We start from the raw sequence: 17,348 nt of genomic DNA, 5'->3' as shown, positions 1-17,348 counted from the left end.
CTCTCCGTTCCTAAAAATATTGCAAAAATAGACCTTATAAAAGGTATTCCGTATTATTTTATCACAATTAGGCTTTTTCTTCAAGGGTTTTCAAAATTTAGCGAATCGGTATGTTTAATGTTAAGGACTTTGCCATTAAAACCCACGAGGGACCCCGTCCCTCGACCCTGCGAGCCTTTGAAAAGGCTCGAGCGAAACTTTTAATTGCCTTGGGAAAATTGGTCAACAAATCGTAGGGGTGAACTGTGTTCGCCAGTTCGATAGTTTATTGGAAAATTCTCCAACCGCATCAACTTGATTCTAAAAAATATTAAAGGCGTGGAGATAATCTCCACGCCTTGTTATAGCTTTTAGTTATTTTCACTTTCTTTTGGTACGAACATTGGTTGTTGCCTATCGTTCTTGACTTCTTCTAAAGCTTCTTTTGCAAGTCTGTAAAATTCAAGCTGGGAATTAAGTGGTTGTTTTCCTCGCTTATCAATCATAACATATGTCATATCACTTTTTTGAACCCTTGCATTTATAGTATCGTTCATCATAATATCGAGCATACCGAAAACACGCTTTTTTAAGTCTTCATCTTCAACAGGGAAAACAAGCTCAACTCGCTTATCAAGGTTTCTCTGCATCCAGTCTGCTGAACCGATATATACAACCGGTTCTCCGCCATTTTCAAACTTGAAAATTCTGCTATGCTCCAAAAGCTGACCAACTATACTTATTACGGTAATATTCTCACTGACTCCCTCTATTCCAGGAATAAGACAGCAGATTCCACGAACGATAAGTGTAATCTTAACTCCTGATCTTGAGGCATCATACAGAAGTGAAATCAAATCCGGGTCAACCATTGAATTAACCTTAATTATAATGCCTGAAGGAAGGTCATTCTTGGCATTTGCTATTTCTCTCTGAACCATAGATTCAAAGAATGTGCGAAGTCCGAGTGGTGCGACATTCATTTTGAGATATTCAGGCGGTGCAGAATAACCTGTAATTACATTAAATAATGATGATGCGTCACGACCGAAAGATTCACGACAAGTGAACATACCAATATCTGTATAGAATCTTGCGGTAATATCATTATAGTTACCTGTTCCAAGGTGAAGATAACGGCGAATACCGTCTTCCTCTCGGCGTACAACAAGTAAAATTTTGCAGTGGGTTTTAAGTCCTTGCAGACCATAGATTACATGGCAACCAGCTTTTTCGAGCTTTTTCGCCCATACGATGTTATTTTCTTCATCGAATCTTGCTTTAAGCTCGACAAGTACAGTAACCTGCTTGCCATTTTCTGCGGCACGAATCAATGCGGCAACAATCGGGGAATTTCCGCTGACACGATAAAGTGTTTGCTTGATAGCAAGAACATTTTCGTCCTCTGCGGCAGCCTGAACAAAACGAATAACTGAATCAAAGCTTTCAAATGGGTGGTGTACAAGTCTATCCTTTTCACGAATAGCCTCGAAAACATCATCATATCCATAGAAATCTGCTGGCGGTGTTACCGGTTTGATTGGCTCAAATCTTAAATCATCACAGCCTTTAATAGAACCAAACTTTGATAAGAATGTTAAATCGAGTGGTCCCGGAATTTCATAAATTTCGCTCTCATTTACTTTGAGCATATCTACAAGAAATTCTCTCAATGCTTGGTCACACTTCTGAGCAATCTCAACTCGGACCGGTTCGCCTCTCTGACGCTTTTTGATAGATTTCTCAATAGCAACCATCAAATCTTCTGCTTCTTCGTCAATGTCAAGGTCTGAATCTCTTGTAAGTCTGAAATCTGCATAAGCTTCAATAGTATAAAGCTGGAAAAGCTTATTGAGGTTATTCTTAATAATGTCTTCAAGCATAACAAAGTATCTGCCGTTCTCGCTTGAAACTTCAAAAAATCTTGGAATGATTGACGGAACTTGAACTACTGCGAAAGCATCTCCGCTATCCTTTGCAAGTCTTACTGCGATATTAAGTGTCTTATTTGCAAGAAACGGAAATGGACGGCTCGTATCAACTGCAAGTGGAGTTAATACTGGGAAAAGCACTTTATCAAAATAGCTATCACACTTTTCTTTGAGTTTCTCGTTCATATCTTCATATCTTAAAAAGAAAAGATTATGCTTTTTAAGTGCGGGAATTATTGAACGGGATAGGCATGAATATTGCTTATCCATAAATATATGCGTCTTTTCTATGAGCTTTTCAAGCTGTTCGGCAGGTGTAAGACCAGATGGGTCTTTTTTCTTATAACCCGAATGTACTTGATCCATAAGTCCTGCAACTCTTACCATAAAAAATTCATCGAGATTAGAGGCAGTGATTGCAAGAAACTTAACTCTCTCCAAAATCGGATTTTCTTTTTCGTGTGCCTCCTCAAGAACTCTATAGTTGAAATCCATCCAGCTTAGTTCACGATTATTGAATGGATAATTTTTTTCTTTATCTTTTTCCTTTTGCTTTTTAATCTTATCTGACACAGCGTTCTCCCCCTTTATTTAAAAAACGGTGTTTTTACTACAAGTCTTAGTTTTATTCCAAAAACATCTTCAAATAGCGTTGTACACTCGCCAAACGCCCACTTCTCAAGATGAACATTTTTATCTGTTTCAGCATAAACTATAAGCTCGTTTTCTTTGAGCTTTAAGCTTACATTATCAAATTTGCAATTTTGGGATTTATCTAAGGCGTTTGCTACGCAAAGTATAGTGCAAAGCTTTGTTACAACAAGGCTATTTTTATGAGAAAGATTCTCAAAAGGCTCTGTTATATCTATCAGGTGCATTTCATCGGTACTTGCCGTTGTAGCAATAAGAAGTGACTCTTCTGCAGTAAGTCCGTAAAATTCTGTATTTTTTAGAATATCATATGTACCAAGAAGTTTGTGATGTGTATTTATGAATGAACCACTTTCATGCAGTATGCAGGCAAGCTCTAAGATAAGTCTACGCCTTGCGTTAAGACCATGAAGTTTCTTGAGTTTATCAAATATGGCAAGAGCATATTTACATACGGCCTCATAATGTTTGCTATCACAACCATAATGTTTTGCTAAAGCTCTTGCACAGGAGGCTGCATTCTTTGCTACATGTTCTTCATAGCTATTCTTTTCAGATTTAAGCAAAAGCTGTGCCATAAGTGCATCAGATATATGGGTATCTACTGCGATAATTTCATTTGCTTTTGTTAGCTTTAAAAGATGTATATAAAGTGCGGAAGCTGTATAAAGAAGTTCTGCGTCTGCGGTTGTTATATTGAATTTTTTGCACATATCATTAAGCGGCATTTTTCTTAACTGATTATAAAAATTCTCTATTGCTTCAAGCTTTATACGATAATTTCCATTAGTAGATTCTACGCCGCATTGTTTTGCAATAGTCCTAACCATTGAGCCAGACAAAACTATATTGTTTATGCCCTTATTTACATTTTCATATACAACCTTATCAAGAACAGAATCTATATACTCATCAAGGGCGGTATAGTATTCATCAAGAGTTCCATCGTCCATATCAAGGATTTCCATAAGCTTCATTGAACCTATAGAAAAATTTCTTGTGTATTCCATAGTACCCTTTTTATAAACAGAAAGGGCAATACTTCCTGTTCCGAGATATGAAATAAGAGTATTCGCAAGACTGCTTTCATCAATACCTGAGCGTCTTATGATTTCATTGAAAATCAAGCTTTTTGCTCGGTCAAGACCAAAGACCTCTATATTTATATCGTTTCTGATTTTAAGCTGGTCGATTACAAATTCACGGTTAGTAGCTTCTCTAAAAACAGAAGTCGCAACCGCTTTATATTGCGTAATACCGTATTCGTCCATAATTCTCATAAAGCCATCGAGAACCTTTGAAATCTCCTTCAGGCTTTCGAAGCTGATTTTCTTTGTGGCGAAAACCTCATGTCCAAGATTAAGCGGATAGGATAATGTATCTACAAGTTTTATTTCACCAAGAGAAAGACTTGCTACTTTCATATTTACGGATTCCGAACCAATAGTTATAACAGCGGCAATATTTTTATTTTCCTTTACATTTTTTCGTTTATTCACAAAAGAACCCCCTATCTACAGATATAAGCGTTATTGTTTTTATTATATCAGTTCGACAAAATTTCCGCAAGTAAAGCTTAAATATTTTACATAATTTTACAAACTGTTTACGAAGTGGGATTTATATACATCTTAATTTATTCAGCAAATACATAAATAAAAATGGCGGACAAAGTCCGCCATTTAAAGGCAAGAAAAGTTAAGGGCGTTGCCCTTAAAACCCATGAGGGACTCCGTCCCTCAACCCTGCGAGCCTTTGAAAAGGCTCGAGCGAAACTTTTAATTGTCTAAGACAAGTTTATTAGCTAATAAGAAACAAAGCTTATTTTTTCTTTCCGAGAATTTCTTTTCTTATATATGCAAAGGTTTCGTCCTCACCCTTATCCCTTAACATTATTAAAAGCTTTTCAAGCAAGGCTGCCGTTTCCGGGTGAATCATATAGTGGTCTTTTGACCTTAGGTAATAATTATAAGCATCAGCGTCGGTATATTTATCGCCATTATAATTTTTGCTTGCGGCAACCCTATCGCAGAACATCTCTACAACATATTTTATAGGCATCTTTAGACCTGCCATCTGCTTACCTTTATCAAGCGAATAATCTATCCAATATTCAAGATGATGCTTATTTCTGCCTTTATGGTGAAGCCAAGCATAGCTTATGCCTTTATCTTCTCTTTCAGCATCGTTTGGACTTCTTGTTCCTTGATAATATTTCACGCCTGCCCAAAATTCCGTCGGAGAATATTTCGACATATCGTGCAAGAGTCCCTGCTTATATAAGCCGGCCTTAAAACAATGTTTCATAACAAGCCATTTATGATGATTTATCGTTTTTAAATGCTTAAAAAATTTCATTTTATCACCTATTCAGAATAACATAAAAACGGCACAGCCTACAAGCTATGCCGTTAAAATCTTTATTATATTTCTCTGATTAAGAGAAGAATGCGATAGCATTAAGAGCTATAACCAAGAGGAAGAATACAATAGCAATTATTCTTGTCCATCTTGCAAGGAAAGAATCGAGTGAGCGTGACTTATGCTTTGAGTAGAATGTATCTGAGCTTCCGCCCATAATTGCACCCATACCCTGTTGATGTCCCTCTTGAAGCATGATGATAATTATAATTACAACTGCCAAAAGAAGAAGAACTGCACCCAAAACGATTTCCCAAATACTCATTGATAATTTCCTCCTAAAATCTATAAACAAAAATAAGTAAATTCATTTCAATAGCTTTATTATTTTATCACAATAGTAAAAATAATGCAAGCACTTTTTTAACTTTTATTTATAAATATCAGAAGAAATTTCTAATTTTCTTATTTTGTTGCGAGATTATACATAGCCTCAAGGCAAATTTGCGCATGGAGGAAGAATTTTTCTTCGTCCATACTCTCATCAACGGCATGAATGTTGCACTCCTCATTCATAATTGCACCGAACGCAACTCCTCTATTTTTGAGAGTTCTTGCGTAAGTGCCGCCGCCTGTTGAGAAAAGATTAGCTTCTTCTCCTGTTACAGTCTTATATGCATCCTTGAGAAGTTCGATAATCGGAGCAGTTTCAGGAACATAAAGCGGAGGATTATTTGTTTTAATCTTAATTTTCAAACCATCATATGCGGCACGCTGACGAATTTTGAAGATAATATCATCGCTATCCGCTGATACCGGATATCTTATATCAAGAGTAGCTTTCATATAAGTTTCGCCAATATCTACTGTACCAACATTTACTGTCAAAGCTCCTGATTGTTCGTCACTGCACTTGATTCCAAGTGAGAAACCGTCTGTTTCAAGACCTATAGCATCATCAATAAATGCACAAAGTCCACCAAGAACTGTTTGACCGAAATTAGCGGCAAGAAGTCTTATAAGATTTGTTGCCGCATTAAAACCAAGTTCAGGAGTTGACCCATGAGCCGCCTTACCCTTTGAGATAATCTGCATACCGTCTATTGTGTAATCGAAATCATAATCGCCCGGTTTTGCATCAGCAAAACGGCGGAGCTGATGGTCTTCTGTTTCGGAGCAGTCTATAAGTGCATAAGCCTTTGCTGCAACTGCATTAATTGCGTTTCCTGCTTTCATAGCAGTAAGAGTTTTTGCATTGTTTTCGTTGGAGTAAACTTCAATTTGTAGGATACCCTTTTCAACATTGCAGATTCCGTATTCAAGGTCTGGAGTAAAACCCATATTAGGAAGTGGCTGTTTTGAGAAATATCTATCCATATCAGCCATACCGACTTCCTCAGAGGCACCAAAGATAGTGCGAAGTCTGCGTTTAAATGGAACTCCGCTATCCTTTAATGCCTTTAAGCAATAAAGTGCAATTATTGCAGGACCTTTATCATCAGCGATTCCTCTGCCATAAAGTCTGCCATTCTTTCTTGTGAGTGCAAATGGTTCAACACTCCAACCGTCACCGCTCGGCACTACATCAACATGAGAAAGTACAGCGGCTATCTCGTCTCCCTCGCCATATTCTGCATGACCGGCAATATCGTCTACATTCTCTGTTGTGAGTCCCATTTCTTCTGCTCTCTTAAGAATGAATTTTAATGCCTCAGACGCATCTTCCTGGCTTTTGGACGAAACAGACTGTATCTTTAAAAGTTCATCTAAGTCTTTTAAAATATCTTCCTTATAATCAAGAATCTTTTCACCAAAACTCATAATATCACCTATCCTTATTTAATATTTTATTCTAAATCGGATTCATTATTTTTATCTTGAGAACTATTTTCAGGTTCTTTTTCATTTTCCTGCGGAATGTTCTCCTCAACCTCTGAATTTGCGTAGCCGGAAATATCAACATCATCTGTTTCGGTATTATCCTCAGCAAGAGCGTGTTTTCCCTCTTTTTTCTTTTTAAGCTTTGCAGGGACAATCATATAAGCTATAAAGATAACTACGCAAGCACCTGTAATACCTAAACCAAGTGTAAAATTAGGTGTTTTATAATCAAAACGAATTTCGCACTTTGTATTAGCAGGAACTCTTATAGCCATAAAGCCAACATTTACCTTTTCAATATCAGTTTGCTTACCATTTACATATGCTGTCCAGCCCTTTGTGTATGGTACGCTAAAGAATACAAGTTCATCGCTGTCCTTTGTTGTAATGTGAGAAGTAAAGCCGCCGTTATCAAATTTTGTGTCTGTGCAGGTAAGCTTGTTTCTGTTTTCACAGTCCTTTTTATAAGCTTCTTCGGTATATTCATACTTATAGATATTCTTTGCCTTAGTAAGAATATCACCATATTTTTCAGCTTGCTCATCTGTAAGAACCATAGCTTTCAGCAAGAGCAAATGACGGTTAGATTCGGAACACTGTTCATACTGTTTTTCTGTGATATATTCATCATAGGTAAAGCCATATGGAATATAGCAATCGTTTGTATAAACATCGAAATTATTCTGCTTATTGAGATATGTCCAGTATGGCATCTTTGTTTCCTTTGTGACAACATTTCTGAACTTGCCATTGTAATTAAAGAGATATTTGCAAGAAAGGAAACTTCTTAAACCATAATAATCTGCCTCAGGTCTTGATGCAACTGAACGCTCTACACCGACAGATTCATAAAATTCCATTATAGAACCCGGCACAACGCTCTGGAATGCCTGAATAGTAGGAATCTGCCAGAACATACCCATATTGTCCATACAATCATAGAAATCTGAACGAACATCTTTTATATCGTCAAGCTCTAATCTATTGCCACCATCAATAACATCTGAAGTTATAAAATCACTCTTATATTGTCCTTGGTCTTTACCTGTACCAACAATATAAAGGGAATAACCCGCACAGAAGATTGAAAGCAAGATAGATGTAACTCGCATAAAGTTTTTATTCTTAGCTTTCCAAAGATAAAGTACAATGGTTGTAAGAACAAGTCCTATAAGTGCAAAAGCAACATAAATCCAGAAGCGTTCAGGATATTCCATTAAGCCATATGTGGTAGTTTCTATACCGTTAACTTTCTCTGTTTTGGGCATAAGTCCGATAGCTGCCGCTATGCCTATGGTAATTCCGAATGTAAAATTCAATCCATATTTGAAATTTGCTCTTTCACTATCAAGACAAAGTATAGTTGCAAGAGCCATAACAAGCGTAAGCATATAATACCATCTTGCATAATATGATGCATTAAACAACTGGAATACACTGTTTAATATCGGAACTAAAGCACAAAGGAAAAGTATCGGAAGTAGATATTTTAACCACTTATACTTTTTCTTTCTAAGTTTCATAAAGCTGAATACGCCAACCATACTGAACATCGGCAGATATGCTGCAACAGAACCCCATTTTGCATTTGAATCCGGAGTAAAGTTTGGTCTTGCCGGCAAATCCGGTGGGAAGAAGAAAGATTCTATAATGTGCATATATCTCTGTTCCCAACCATATAACAAAGCACTCCAACCACTCGGAGAATTTGATATACGAGGATTTTCTGTTATAGTTGCAAGTGTTGGCAAGAATATGAATGAGCTTGCGGCAAAGCCAAGCACTGCCTCAAAGGCAAGCTGAAAGAACTTTTTAAGTGTAAGCTGAAAATCTCCGCAAGCAAGCTTTACTAACCAATAAATGATCGCAAAAACAGCCTGTCCTGCAAAGAAATAGTAGTTTATAGTACAGCTTAGGAATGCTGTAATTGCAAGTACACCCTTGCGTCCCGTATACATAACCTCATCAACCGCTGCAAGAAGCAGTGGAAATGTAATCATTGCCTCATGGAAATGGTTGAAGAATATGTTATAAACTCCAAAGCCTGAAAATGCGTAAAGTATACCACCGATAACTGCATAGTCTTTATTCTTGACATATCTTTTCAGATATACAAAAGCTGAAAGTGAACAGCAAGCAAATTTCAGAACATATAGTGGTCCCATAAGATGCGGTACAGCTGTACTTGGGAAAAGCATTGTCAGCCAAAAGAACGGACTTGCTATCATATAAAAGCTATATGAACCAACTATATCTGCTCCGAGGTCTGTGGTATTGCTCCAACCAAAATTTCCGCTCTGAATGGAATCATGAATCATCTGATAAAACGGTATCTGCTGAACATTAAAGTCACCGTAATAAAGAAAATATCCTTTATCCATTATAATAAATGGAAGAAAAAGCACGATTGCTATTATAGCAGGAATCAAAAATGCTTTTAGATAATAATGCCCCTTTTTGTTGCCGAGGAGCGTATTCTGGGGAATGGCGTTTTCCATTTTATCTCTCCTTATATTTAATTTTGTTTTATTTATATATAAAAATATCCTCAATTTATCGGATAGGCAACAATTTACATAAGGCAATTTTACCACACATACCTATAAAATTCAAGCTTGTTGCAACACTTGAAAAAATGATATATCTACGATTTACAATAAGGATTGAATAAATATTGACAAAATCATTTTTATTTGGTATATTTTAATTATAAAATAAAAATTGAAAGTTGTGATATTTATGAAAGCAACATTTTCACTTGATGAAAAGTATAAATTCTGGAAATCAAAATGGCTTAAAGAGCATTTAGCCTTAATTCTATTTGTAGTTATTTTAAACATTATTGCTCTTATTTTTGCTGGAATTTTTCATCGCCCTGAATTTATCGCAGGAATTTCTTTAATCGGTATTATAGAATATATTTTTTTCAGAAATAAAATGATGATGTATGTTGAACATAAGATTTATGATTAAAGCACAAAATAATTATTTTTATTACTATTCATATTGAAATACAAAAATGCCAACCGAAAAGCTCGGTTGGCATTCCTGTTTATGAAAAAAAGAAAGGAAGAAAAAAGAAAACTTATAATCGAAATTAAATATTACTGATAGTCGATAACATCAATCCAAGTCTTGAGGAAATCCTCTTCTTCTGGGCGATGCTTTACAAGCTGTGAGGCTGCAACTATCGGCAACCACTGCTGTACATATTGTTTAGCAGTGTCAGACTTCTTGCAGAACAAGTCAAGATACTTATCAGCAACAGTCTTATCTTTAAGAGCAAACAAAAGATATGTTCTTGCTGCGTCCGCGGAAGCATTTCCCTGAGTAGCGTGCGACCAGTCAAGAATATGCATTGAGCCGTCAGGAGCAACAATGATATTTGACGGGTTAAAATCGCCGTGGCAAACCTTATCGTGCTTTGGCATAGATTCAAGTCTTGTATGAAGTTCATAACGAGTTGTTGCGTCAATCTCATTGCTAAGGCTTGAAATCTTTCTGTTCATCTTATCCTTTAGCTTATTAAGGAGAGGGGCTTTCTTGCTCTGAACCATAAGCTGAAGGTCGACGAATTGTTCAAGATATTTATCGAAATTATCCGGGTCTTCTTCCATAATTTCTTCAAGTGTCTTACCTTCTACATACTCAATAGAAATAGCCCACTTGCCATCAATAACCGAAACTGCCTTAATTGCAGGGATAGGAAGACCTGTTTCCTCAACTCTTGCGTGGTTAAGAGCTTCGTTAAGAATATCTGACTTAGGATAGTTGCTGTCAAATACTTTTATAGTAGTGTCGCCATTTTTGTAAATAACCTTATCTTTGCGTTCAGCTAAAACTTTTTCGAATGTCATAAATTAAGTCCCCTTTCGGCTTTTATATTTAGTTTAACAGATTTCTTAGAATCAAGTGTTTCTGTATCTGATGTTGTTATTATACTACACAATTTGAATAAAAGATAGATGTAATGTGCATTAAGTTTTAGTTAGTTTTTTGTGCAATAAGACAATTTGTCTAAATTTTAACAATGATTTTAGTATATGTTTGTTAATAATTTATCAATCGACCAAAGATTCGACACGATTTTTAATTTTATATATACAATTATTATGCATATATTCAGGATAATTATTCACACAAAAAAGAGCGGATTATATCCGCTCCCGTTTATTGAAAAATATAGAAAATAAACTTTAAATTTCCTCAGGCTTTAATTTTTTAATTCCGAACATCTTTCTTAAAAAGAATGAAAAGAATTTTGGTCTGTCAACTACAACAATTTTCATAAGTATACCTCCATAAATTCAGCAGCATTTCGACAACGCAATCGCAAGTATTATTACAATTATCGCTGCGATAATCAAAAGGCATCTTTGTGGGAAAAGCAGTGAAATCAAAAGCCCTAAAGCAAACGCAAGCGCTGTTTTTCCGCTATTGCAGTTATTGCAGCCCCTTCGCTTTCTTGCCATAAATAACACCGCCTTTTTTATGTATTTGAGCCTTTCGTAACGCTCTTAGTACATAATACTCGGCGGTGTAATTTTTGTGCCTATTCCTTTGAAAAAATTATTACGGCACTGCCCTCATCAATTTTCACTCTTGCAGTATCAGCAGTTATAACATTGCTTATTCCTAATGGTATTTCTGCAAAAAGTCTGCCTTTTTCAAGCTCATATTCAAAACCGGAAAGCGTAACAACACAGCTTTTGCAGCCAAAAGGAAAAATTGAAAATCGCTCTCCGCACTTACCATTTATAAGAATTTCCTCATCAGAAATAACCGTCAATGAATTGCTTTCATCAATAAGAGTTCCCCTTGCATTGTGCAAACGGATATAACTTAAAACAGAAATATTTGCATAGGTATGGTCCATTCTTCCACCTGTACCGCCAAATATAATTATTTCGTCAAACCCTCGGTTCAGAGCCTCTTTAACACATCTGAAAGTATCTGTATCATCTTTCTTTGTAGGAAGCTTCAAAACCTTAGCATTTGTATTTGACGGTGCTTCTGCGGAATCGAAATCTCCAATAATTATATCAGGCGTAAGACCTGCCTTTTCGGCGTGTTTATATCCGCCATCAGCACATATTATAAAATCATCAGAACGAACCTCACCCAGCAAAAACGGAATCTCTATTTTGGGTGAGGAAGATATAATAACGCAACGACTCATATTATTCTCCTTATGATTTATTCATCCAATCCTTGATGTCTTTAACCTCGTCATACATCATAACATAACTGTTATGCCTTGATTGACTTATTTTTCCCTCGTTAAGTGCCTCAAGGACGCCACAACCTTTTTCCTTTATGTGAGCACACGAAGTAAATTTACAATTACAGATATAAGGTTCAAACTCGGGAAAGCAATTCGGCAAATCCTCTTTGCGAATAAGTTCATATCGTTCTATATCAACTGTAGAAAATCCTGGTGTATCGGCTATATAACCTCCGCAAATTTTATAAAGCTCTGTATGACGAGTAGTGTGTCTGCCACGACCAAGTTTTCGACTTATATCACCAGTTTCAAGTTCAAGCTCAGGAAGAATAGAATTAAGTATAGTAGACTTTCCTACACCTGAATTTCCGGTAAAAGCTGAAATTTTTCCTCCAAGCATAGACTTAATCTCTTCTGCTCCATCGTTATTTTCCTTAGAACATTCTATAAGCTTAAAACCTGTTGTCGCATAAATTTCTTTAAGCTTTTCCGCACCGCTTAAATCCGTCTTAGAAATAACTATAATAGGCTCTATTCCCTTTGAAACTGCTGCCGCTGTCATTTTATCAATAACAAGCATATTTGGCTCCGGTTCGGTCGTAGATGCCACAATAAACAAAGTATCTATATTTGCAAGAGGTGGTCTTATAAGGGAATTTTTACGCTCTGCAATGCTTTCTATTGCACAGTAGCCGTCATCAGGAATAGAAATCGTCACTCTATCGCCAACATACGGCGAAAGCTTTTGTCTGCGAAAGCTTCCGCGAGCCTTACACTCATACATATTATCCTCGGCCTCTACATAATAAAAACCGCCCAAAACCTTTATAAGCAATCCATCTATTTTTTTCATTTCACACCTTCTTAAAAATTCTCTATAGATAAGGTCTGCTCTGCGAATATCCGCAAAGCAGACCTTAATCACTTAACTATTGTTATTAAACTTATTGGTTATTTGATGGAACATCAGTTGTTTCGCCCGATGATTCCTCATTGAAATAAAGTGTAATTTCGTTACCAGATACAGAGTAGCTCTTTATCGTTGTACTGTCAGAAGGATTGCCCTCATAGCTAAAGCGATAATTTGCACCATACTTATCATATACATATCTGAATGTGCTGCCGATAATATCATTAAATTCCTCATTTGATGATCCAGAAGATGGCTCAGATGATTCATCTAGAGATTCGCCATTACCTGTGCTTACAAAGATTGTAATTGAAGAATGTGCAGAAACAACTGAACCCTCTGAAGGATTTGTTCTTGTAACATTTCCCTTAGAAACTGTATCGCTTGTTTCTTCTTCAACAGAGATATTTGCTGCATCAAAACCAGCTGAAATCAAAGCCTTTCTTGCATCTTCCTCAGAAGAACCTGCAACGGATGGAACCTTGAATGAATTTGATGTGTAAGGATTTTCCTTTGTAAGAGTTGCAACAGGCGGGTCCTTAGTAAAGTCGATTGTGAAAATCTTATATTCGCTGTCGTTAATATTAATCTTAACCTTTACATCTTTATCTCTGCCAGTAATTTTAAGCTTTCCTACATCAGGAAGATATACGGAATCATTTGAAAGGCTGTCGTCCTTAATACCATTGATAAATACTTCAAGATTTACCTTTGCTTCTTCGTTTGGCCAACCCACGTCAAGTTCAATTTTTCTTTCTGAACCTGTCGGAAGTTTACCGTTACTTGCATAGATTGTAACAAGTGTACCCTTTTGAACTGTATTGCCCTCATATGGCTCAAGGTTAATTACTATATCTTTCTTTTCAGTAGAAGGCTGTTCGCTAAACTCTGTCTTTAAACCAAGCTTTTCAAGCTCTGCCTTAACCTCGTCCTTAGTCTTGCCAATAAGCTTTGTAGGAATCTGAACTGTTTCGCCCTCAGGACCATCACTTATAAACAAAGTAATTTTTGTACCGATTTGCTGTTCAGTACCCTCTCCAGGTGAGCAGTCAATTACATAGCCCTTATCAACTACATTGCTATAAACCTTCTTAATCTCTGTATAAAGGTTTGCATTTTGAACCTTTTCTTCAGCATCCTTTTGGCTAAGTCCCTTAACTATCGGAACATTAACCTTAGATTCACTACTGTTGACAGTAAGAATAATTTCAGAATTTTCCTTAACAGTTTTAGTTCCTGCCTTAGGGTCTTGGTCGAGAATCATCATAAGAGGCTTTGAAGCGTCATATTTAACCTCAATCTTGAAGTTAAATTTATATGATTTGTTCGACTGAACATCATCAAGCATTTGACCGATGAAGTCCGGAATTTCAACATCTTTTGATGAACCGCCCTGACAAGATTTTGAAGTAAACATAAATATCAGAACTGCAATAGCAATAACAACAACAGAAGCAATTCCTATTGTTACCCATTTTACTGCGGTTCTTGAGCGTGTATCGCTTGATGTTTCCTCATCATAATCATAATTATCATTATAAAGCTGGTCAGGGACAGCGGGTGCATTATTATTTTTTATAGAGGTTTCAACAAACTTTGTGTCTCCGCTTGTGGTGTCATCATAATATTTATAATTAAAGCGAACGCTTGGATTTCTGCGGAAAGTTTCGAGAGCCTCAAGCATTTTTGCGGCTGTTTCATAACGCTGTGCAGGGTCTTTTCTCATAGCCTTGAGGGTAATTTCTTCAAGTCCCTCAGGAATTTCCTCATTTATATCACGCAAAGGACTTGGCTCTGTTTGAAGCTGCATAATAGCCACAGAAACGGCACTATCAGCCTCAAAAGGAAGCTTACCTGTAAGCATTTCATAAAGCATTACGCCAACAGAATAAATATCAGCCTTACCGTCTGTCAAATCGCCACGAGCCTGTTCAGGTGCGATATAATGAACTGAGCCAATAGCTGTATTTGTCATTGTACGAGTTTCGCTTGTTGTAAGACGAGCTATTCCAAAGTCTGTAACTTTAATAGTTCCGTCCTGAAGAAGAATTATATTCTGAGGTTTAATATCTCTATGGACAACGCCCTTTTCGTGAGCATGCTCAAGAGCCTCAAGAATCTGAACTGTGAAATGTACAGCCTCTTTCCAGTTTATAACCTTCTGATGCTCAATATATTCTTTAAGAGTTATACCATCAATGTATTCCATAACGATATATTGAATCCTATCGCCAAAGCTGACATCAAAAACCTTAACTATATTTGGGTGAGAAAGCACTGCAATAGCCTTAGATTCATTCTTGAATCTACGAATAAAATCATCATTGCCAAGGAATTCTTCCTTCAAGATTTTTACAGCAACAATCTTATCATCAATAGTGTCATATGCTTTATAAACCGTTGCCATACCGCCGACGCCTATAAGCTCTTGAAGCTCATATCTGCCGTCAAGCCTTTTACCAACATATTTATCCATTTAAAAATAACCCCTTTCAACCGATTATCGGTTTATGATGACAACAGTTATGTTGTCACCTCCGCCTTGCTCGTTAGCTTCTGCGACCATAGCCTCAGTAAGCTCATCACCGTTGAATTTCTTATAAAGCTCGACCATTCTTTCTGGACTAAGATAATTTGTAAGTCCATCAGTACATATCATAAAAATCGAGTTTTCCGGAAAATCAGAAACGGTAAAATCAAGCCTTATCCTCGGTTCTACTCCCAAAGCCCTTGTTATTATGTTTTTCTTAGGGTGAACCTTTGCCTGTTCAGGAGTGATTTCTCCCATATCAACCATTTCCTGAACAATAGAGTGATCCTGTGTAAGCTGAATAAAGCTTTCACCATCTATAAGACAGGCTCGGCTGTCACCTGCGTGAATAATATAAAGCTTATTTTCTTTGACGATTGCAGCAACAAGCGTTGTCCCCATTCCGCTAAGCTCCTGACAGCTAACAGACTTTGCATATATTGCATTATTTGCAACAGTAGCTGCATCTGCCAGAAGTTGTTTTATGCGGTCTTCGTCAAAGTCAAGCTCATAATTTTCTGATATGTATTGCGAGATTTCATCAACAGCAGTTGCACTTGCTACACTTCCGCCATTTGCTCCGCCCATACCATCACAGACAACAGCCCAAACGGTCTTTTCATCAAACTCACCTGTTTTGCAACTGTCCTGATTTTGCTTTCTGACAATTCCCGTATCACTCTTGCTGAATACCTGCATCATTCTCAGCCCCCTTTTTAGCCGTTTCAGATTTTGTACCCCGCCTCAACTGCCCGCACGAGGCATTTATGTCACTTCCGAGGGTTCTTCGTACAGTGACGGTGATTCCACTTTTTTCAAGTATATTAGAAAAAGCCCTAAGCCTTTCTGCCTTACTCTTTTTATATCCTGTGCCATTTACTGCATTAACAGGAATAAGGTTGACATGAGCCAACATTCCATGCAGTTTTTTAGCTAATTCTCTTGCACAGGCATCGCTGTCATTTACATTATCAATCATCGCATATTCAAATGATATGCGTCTGTTTGTCATTTTAAGATAATATCGGCAAGCCTCAAGAAGTTCATCTATCCCCCATCTTCTGTTTACAGGCATAGTTTTACTTCTTATCTGGTCGTTTGGTGCATGAAGTGAAACTGAAAGTGTAAGTTGAAGCTTCAAATCTGCAAGCTCATATATTTTCGGCACAACTCCACAGGTTGAAAGCGATATATGCCGCATACCGATATTCATTCCCTTATCGTCAGAAACAAGCTTCAGAAAGCGTATTACATTATCGAAATTATCAAGTGGTTCTCCCATACCCATAAGAACGATATTTGAAATTCTGATATTTCTATCTGCCTGTTCAGCTTGAAGCTGTGCAAGCATTTCGCTCGGTGTAAGATTTCTAACATATCCGCCCATACCTGTTGCACAGAAGGTGCAACCCATCTTACAGCCAACTTGCGTTGATATACAGCTTGTATATCCATGATGATATTTCATCAAAACTGATTCTACGGTTTCCCCATCTCTGAATGAAAAGAGATATTTTACTGTATCATCATAATCCGAAACGAGTTTTTTTTCAATAGTTGCAGAGGATATATAGCACTTTTGACCAAGTTCTTCTCTTAAGCTCTTAGAAATATTAGTCATTTCATCAAAGGATTTTACCCCTTCGTGAAGCCATTTAAATATCTGACCTGCCCTGAATGATGGCTGTCCCATATTTTTAAGCTCTGCCTGCAATTCCTCGAGAGTCAAAGACTTTATATCTATCACAAACTATCCTCCTTTCAGTTTTCTTTCAAGCAATTTTTATTAAAAGTTTCGCTCGAGCCTTTTCTACACAAGCTTCGTTGATGAAAGCTACTCGTAGGTCAACGCCCTTGTCGCTCTCCACAGAGAGCGAAACA

General features: G+C 36.9%; 15 protein-coding genes. 1 reads left to right on the top strand and 14 read right to left on the bottom strand.

Annotation, left to right across the window (positions count from 1 at the left end; genetic code table 11):
- Positions 1–350: 350 nt before the first annotated feature.
- The 6 genes from ACLU24_RS04535 to ACLU24_RS04510 all read right to left on the bottom strand — a co-directional run bounded on the left by ACLU24_RS04535 (position 351) and on the right by ACLU24_RS04510 (position 9,301).
- Positions 351–2,483: an RNA degradosome polyphosphate kinase gene (locus ACLU24_RS04535; protein WP_412610624.1), complete on the bottom strand. Its 2,133-nt coding sequence runs from the start codon at positions 2,481–2,483 to the stop codon at positions 351–353.
- Between the two features lie 14 nt (positions 2,484–2,497).
- Positions 2,498–4,060: a Ppx/GppA phosphatase family protein gene (locus ACLU24_RS04530; protein WP_412610623.1), complete on the bottom strand. Its 1,563-nt coding sequence runs from the start codon at positions 4,058–4,060 to the stop codon at positions 2,498–2,500.
- Between the two features lie 322 nt (positions 4,061–4,382).
- Positions 4,383–4,919, bottom strand: a complete 537-nt coding sequence (locus ACLU24_RS04525; RefSeq protein ID WP_412610621.1) for a DUF5662 family protein — start codon at positions 4,917–4,919, stop codon at positions 4,383–4,385.
- Positions 4,920–4,998: 79 nt separating this feature from the next.
- Complete coding sequence (secG, locus tag ACLU24_RS04520; RefSeq protein ID WP_412610619.1) at positions 4,999–5,247, bottom strand: preprotein translocase subunit SecG; 249 nt, start codon at positions 5,245–5,247, stop codon at positions 4,999–5,001.
- A 140-nt stretch (positions 5,248–5,387) separates the two neighbouring features.
- Positions 5,388–6,743, bottom strand: a complete 1,356-nt coding sequence (locus ACLU24_RS04515) for a Sapep family Mn(2+)-dependent dipeptidase (RefSeq protein WP_412610618.1) — start codon at positions 6,741–6,743, stop codon at positions 5,388–5,390.
- Between the two features lie 26 nt (positions 6,744–6,769).
- Positions 6,770–9,301 carry a YfhO family protein gene (locus ACLU24_RS04510; protein ID WP_412610617.1) on the bottom strand — a complete coding sequence of 844 codons (2,532 nt, stop codon included), beginning with the start codon at positions 9,299–9,301 and terminating at the stop codon, positions 6,770–6,772.
- Between the two features lie 241 nt (positions 9,302–9,542).
- On the opposite strand from ACLU24_RS04510, the gene ACLU24_RS04505 reads away from it, so the two are divergent.
- Positions 9,543–9,776, top strand: coding sequence for a hypothetical protein (locus ACLU24_RS04505; protein ID WP_412610615.1), 234 nt, complete (start codon positions 9,543–9,545; stop codon positions 9,774–9,776).
- Between the two features lie 131 nt (positions 9,777–9,907).
- Here the strand turns inward: ACLU24_RS04505 and ACLU24_RS04500 are convergent, their stop codons facing one another.
- The 8 genes from ACLU24_RS04500 to rlmN form a co-directional block, all read right to left on the bottom strand.
- Positions 9,908–10,660 carry a phosphotransferase gene (locus ACLU24_RS04500; protein ID WP_412610613.1) on the bottom strand — a complete coding sequence of 251 codons (753 nt, stop codon included), beginning with the start codon at positions 10,658–10,660 and terminating at the stop codon, positions 9,908–9,910.
- A gap of 339 nt (positions 10,661–10,999) precedes the next feature.
- Positions 11,000–11,092, bottom strand: coding sequence for a stage V sporulation protein SpoVM (spoVM, locus tag ACLU24_RS04495; protein WP_022264875.1), 93 nt, complete (start codon positions 11,090–11,092; stop codon positions 11,000–11,002).
- 18 nt (positions 11,093–11,110) lie between these two features.
- Positions 11,111–11,275, bottom strand: a complete 165-nt coding sequence (locus ACLU24_RS04490) for a hypothetical protein (RefSeq protein ID WP_412610612.1) — start codon at positions 11,273–11,275, stop codon at positions 11,111–11,113.
- An 80-nt stretch (positions 11,276–11,355) separates the two neighbouring features.
- On the bottom strand, positions 11,356–11,982 hold the full coding sequence (locus ACLU24_RS04485) for a thiamine diphosphokinase (RefSeq protein ID WP_412610611.1): 627 nt from the start codon (positions 11,980–11,982) through the stop codon (positions 11,356–11,358).
- Positions 11,983–11,992: 10 nt separating this feature from the next.
- Complete coding sequence (gene rsgA, locus ACLU24_RS04480; protein WP_412610609.1) at positions 11,993–12,880, bottom strand: ribosome small subunit-dependent GTPase A; 888 nt, start codon at positions 12,878–12,880, stop codon at positions 11,993–11,995.
- 91 nt (positions 12,881–12,971) lie between these two features.
- Complete coding sequence (gene pknB / locus ACLU24_RS04475; protein WP_412610607.1) at positions 12,972–15,413, bottom strand: Stk1 family PASTA domain-containing Ser/Thr kinase; 2,442 nt, start codon at positions 15,411–15,413, stop codon at positions 12,972–12,974.
- A 24-nt stretch (positions 15,414–15,437) separates the two neighbouring features.
- The gene (locus ACLU24_RS04470) at positions 15,438–16,169 is read right to left on the bottom strand and encodes a Stp1/IreP family PP2C-type Ser/Thr phosphatase (protein WP_412610606.1); all 732 of its coding nucleotides are present in this window, start codon (positions 16,167–16,169) and stop codon (positions 15,438–15,440) included.
- Positions 16,144–17,214 (bottom strand): dual-specificity RNA methyltransferase RlmN, encoded by a 1,071-nt coding sequence (gene rlmN / locus ACLU24_RS04465; RefSeq protein WP_412610604.1) that lies wholly within the window; start codon positions 17,212–17,214, stop codon positions 16,144–16,146. Before rlmN ends, ACLU24_RS04470 begins: the two co-directional genes overlap by 26 nt.
- Positions 17,215–17,348: the final 134 nt, after the last annotated feature.

Source organism: Pseudoruminococcus sp. (assembly GCF_047012705.1).
Classification (GTDB): domain Bacteria; phylum Bacillota; class Clostridia; order Oscillospirales; family Acutalibacteraceae; genus Pseudoruminococcus.
This window is presented reverse-complemented; position numbering and strand designations above follow the sequence as displayed.

What these genes read in the sequence shown, in the direction of transcription:
- ACLU24_RS04525 (WP_412610621.1), bottom strand. Translation starts at nt 4,919, where the DNA reads ATGAAATTTTTTAAGCATTTAAAAACGATAAATCATCATAAATGGCTT.
- secG (WP_412610619.1), bottom strand. Translation starts at nt 5,247, where the DNA reads ATGAGTATTTGGGAAATCGTTTTGGGTGCAGTTCTTCTTCTTTTGGCA.
- ACLU24_RS04515 (WP_412610618.1), bottom strand. Translation starts at nt 6,743, where the DNA reads ATGAGTTTTGGTGAAAAGATTCTTGATTATAAGGAAGATATTTTAAAA.
- ACLU24_RS04510 (WP_412610617.1), bottom strand. Translation starts at nt 9,301, where the DNA reads ATGGAAAACGCCATTCCCCAGAATACGCTCCTCGGCAACAAAAAGGGG.
- ACLU24_RS04505 (WP_412610615.1), top strand. Translation starts at nt 9,543, where the DNA reads ATGAAAGCAACATTTTCACTTGATGAAAAGTATAAATTCTGGAAATCA.
- ACLU24_RS04500 (WP_412610613.1), bottom strand. Translation starts at nt 10,660, where the DNA reads ATGACATTCGAAAAAGTTTTAGCTGAACGCAAAGATAAGGTTATTTAC.
- spoVM (WP_022264875.1), bottom strand. Translation starts at nt 11,092, where the DNA reads ATGAAAATTGTTGTAGTTGACAGACCAAAATTCTTTTCATTCTTTTTA.
- ACLU24_RS04490 (WP_412610612.1), bottom strand. Translation starts at nt 11,275, where the DNA reads ATGGCAAGAAAGCGAAGGGGCTGCAATAACTGCAATAGCGGAAAAACA.
- ACLU24_RS04485 (WP_412610611.1), bottom strand. Translation starts at nt 11,982, where the DNA reads ATGAGTCGTTGCGTTATTATATCTTCCTCACCCAAAATAGAGATTCCG.
- rsgA (WP_412610609.1), bottom strand. Translation starts at nt 12,880, where the DNA reads ATGAAAAAAATAGATGGATTGCTTATAAAGGTTTTGGGCGGTTTTTAT.
- pknB (WP_412610607.1), bottom strand. Translation starts at nt 15,413, where the DNA reads ATGGATAAATATGTTGGTAAAAGGCTTGACGGCAGATATGAGCTTCAA.
- ACLU24_RS04470 (WP_412610606.1), bottom strand. Translation starts at nt 16,169, where the DNA reads ATGATGCAGGTATTCAGCAAGAGTGATACGGGAATTGTCAGAAAGCAA.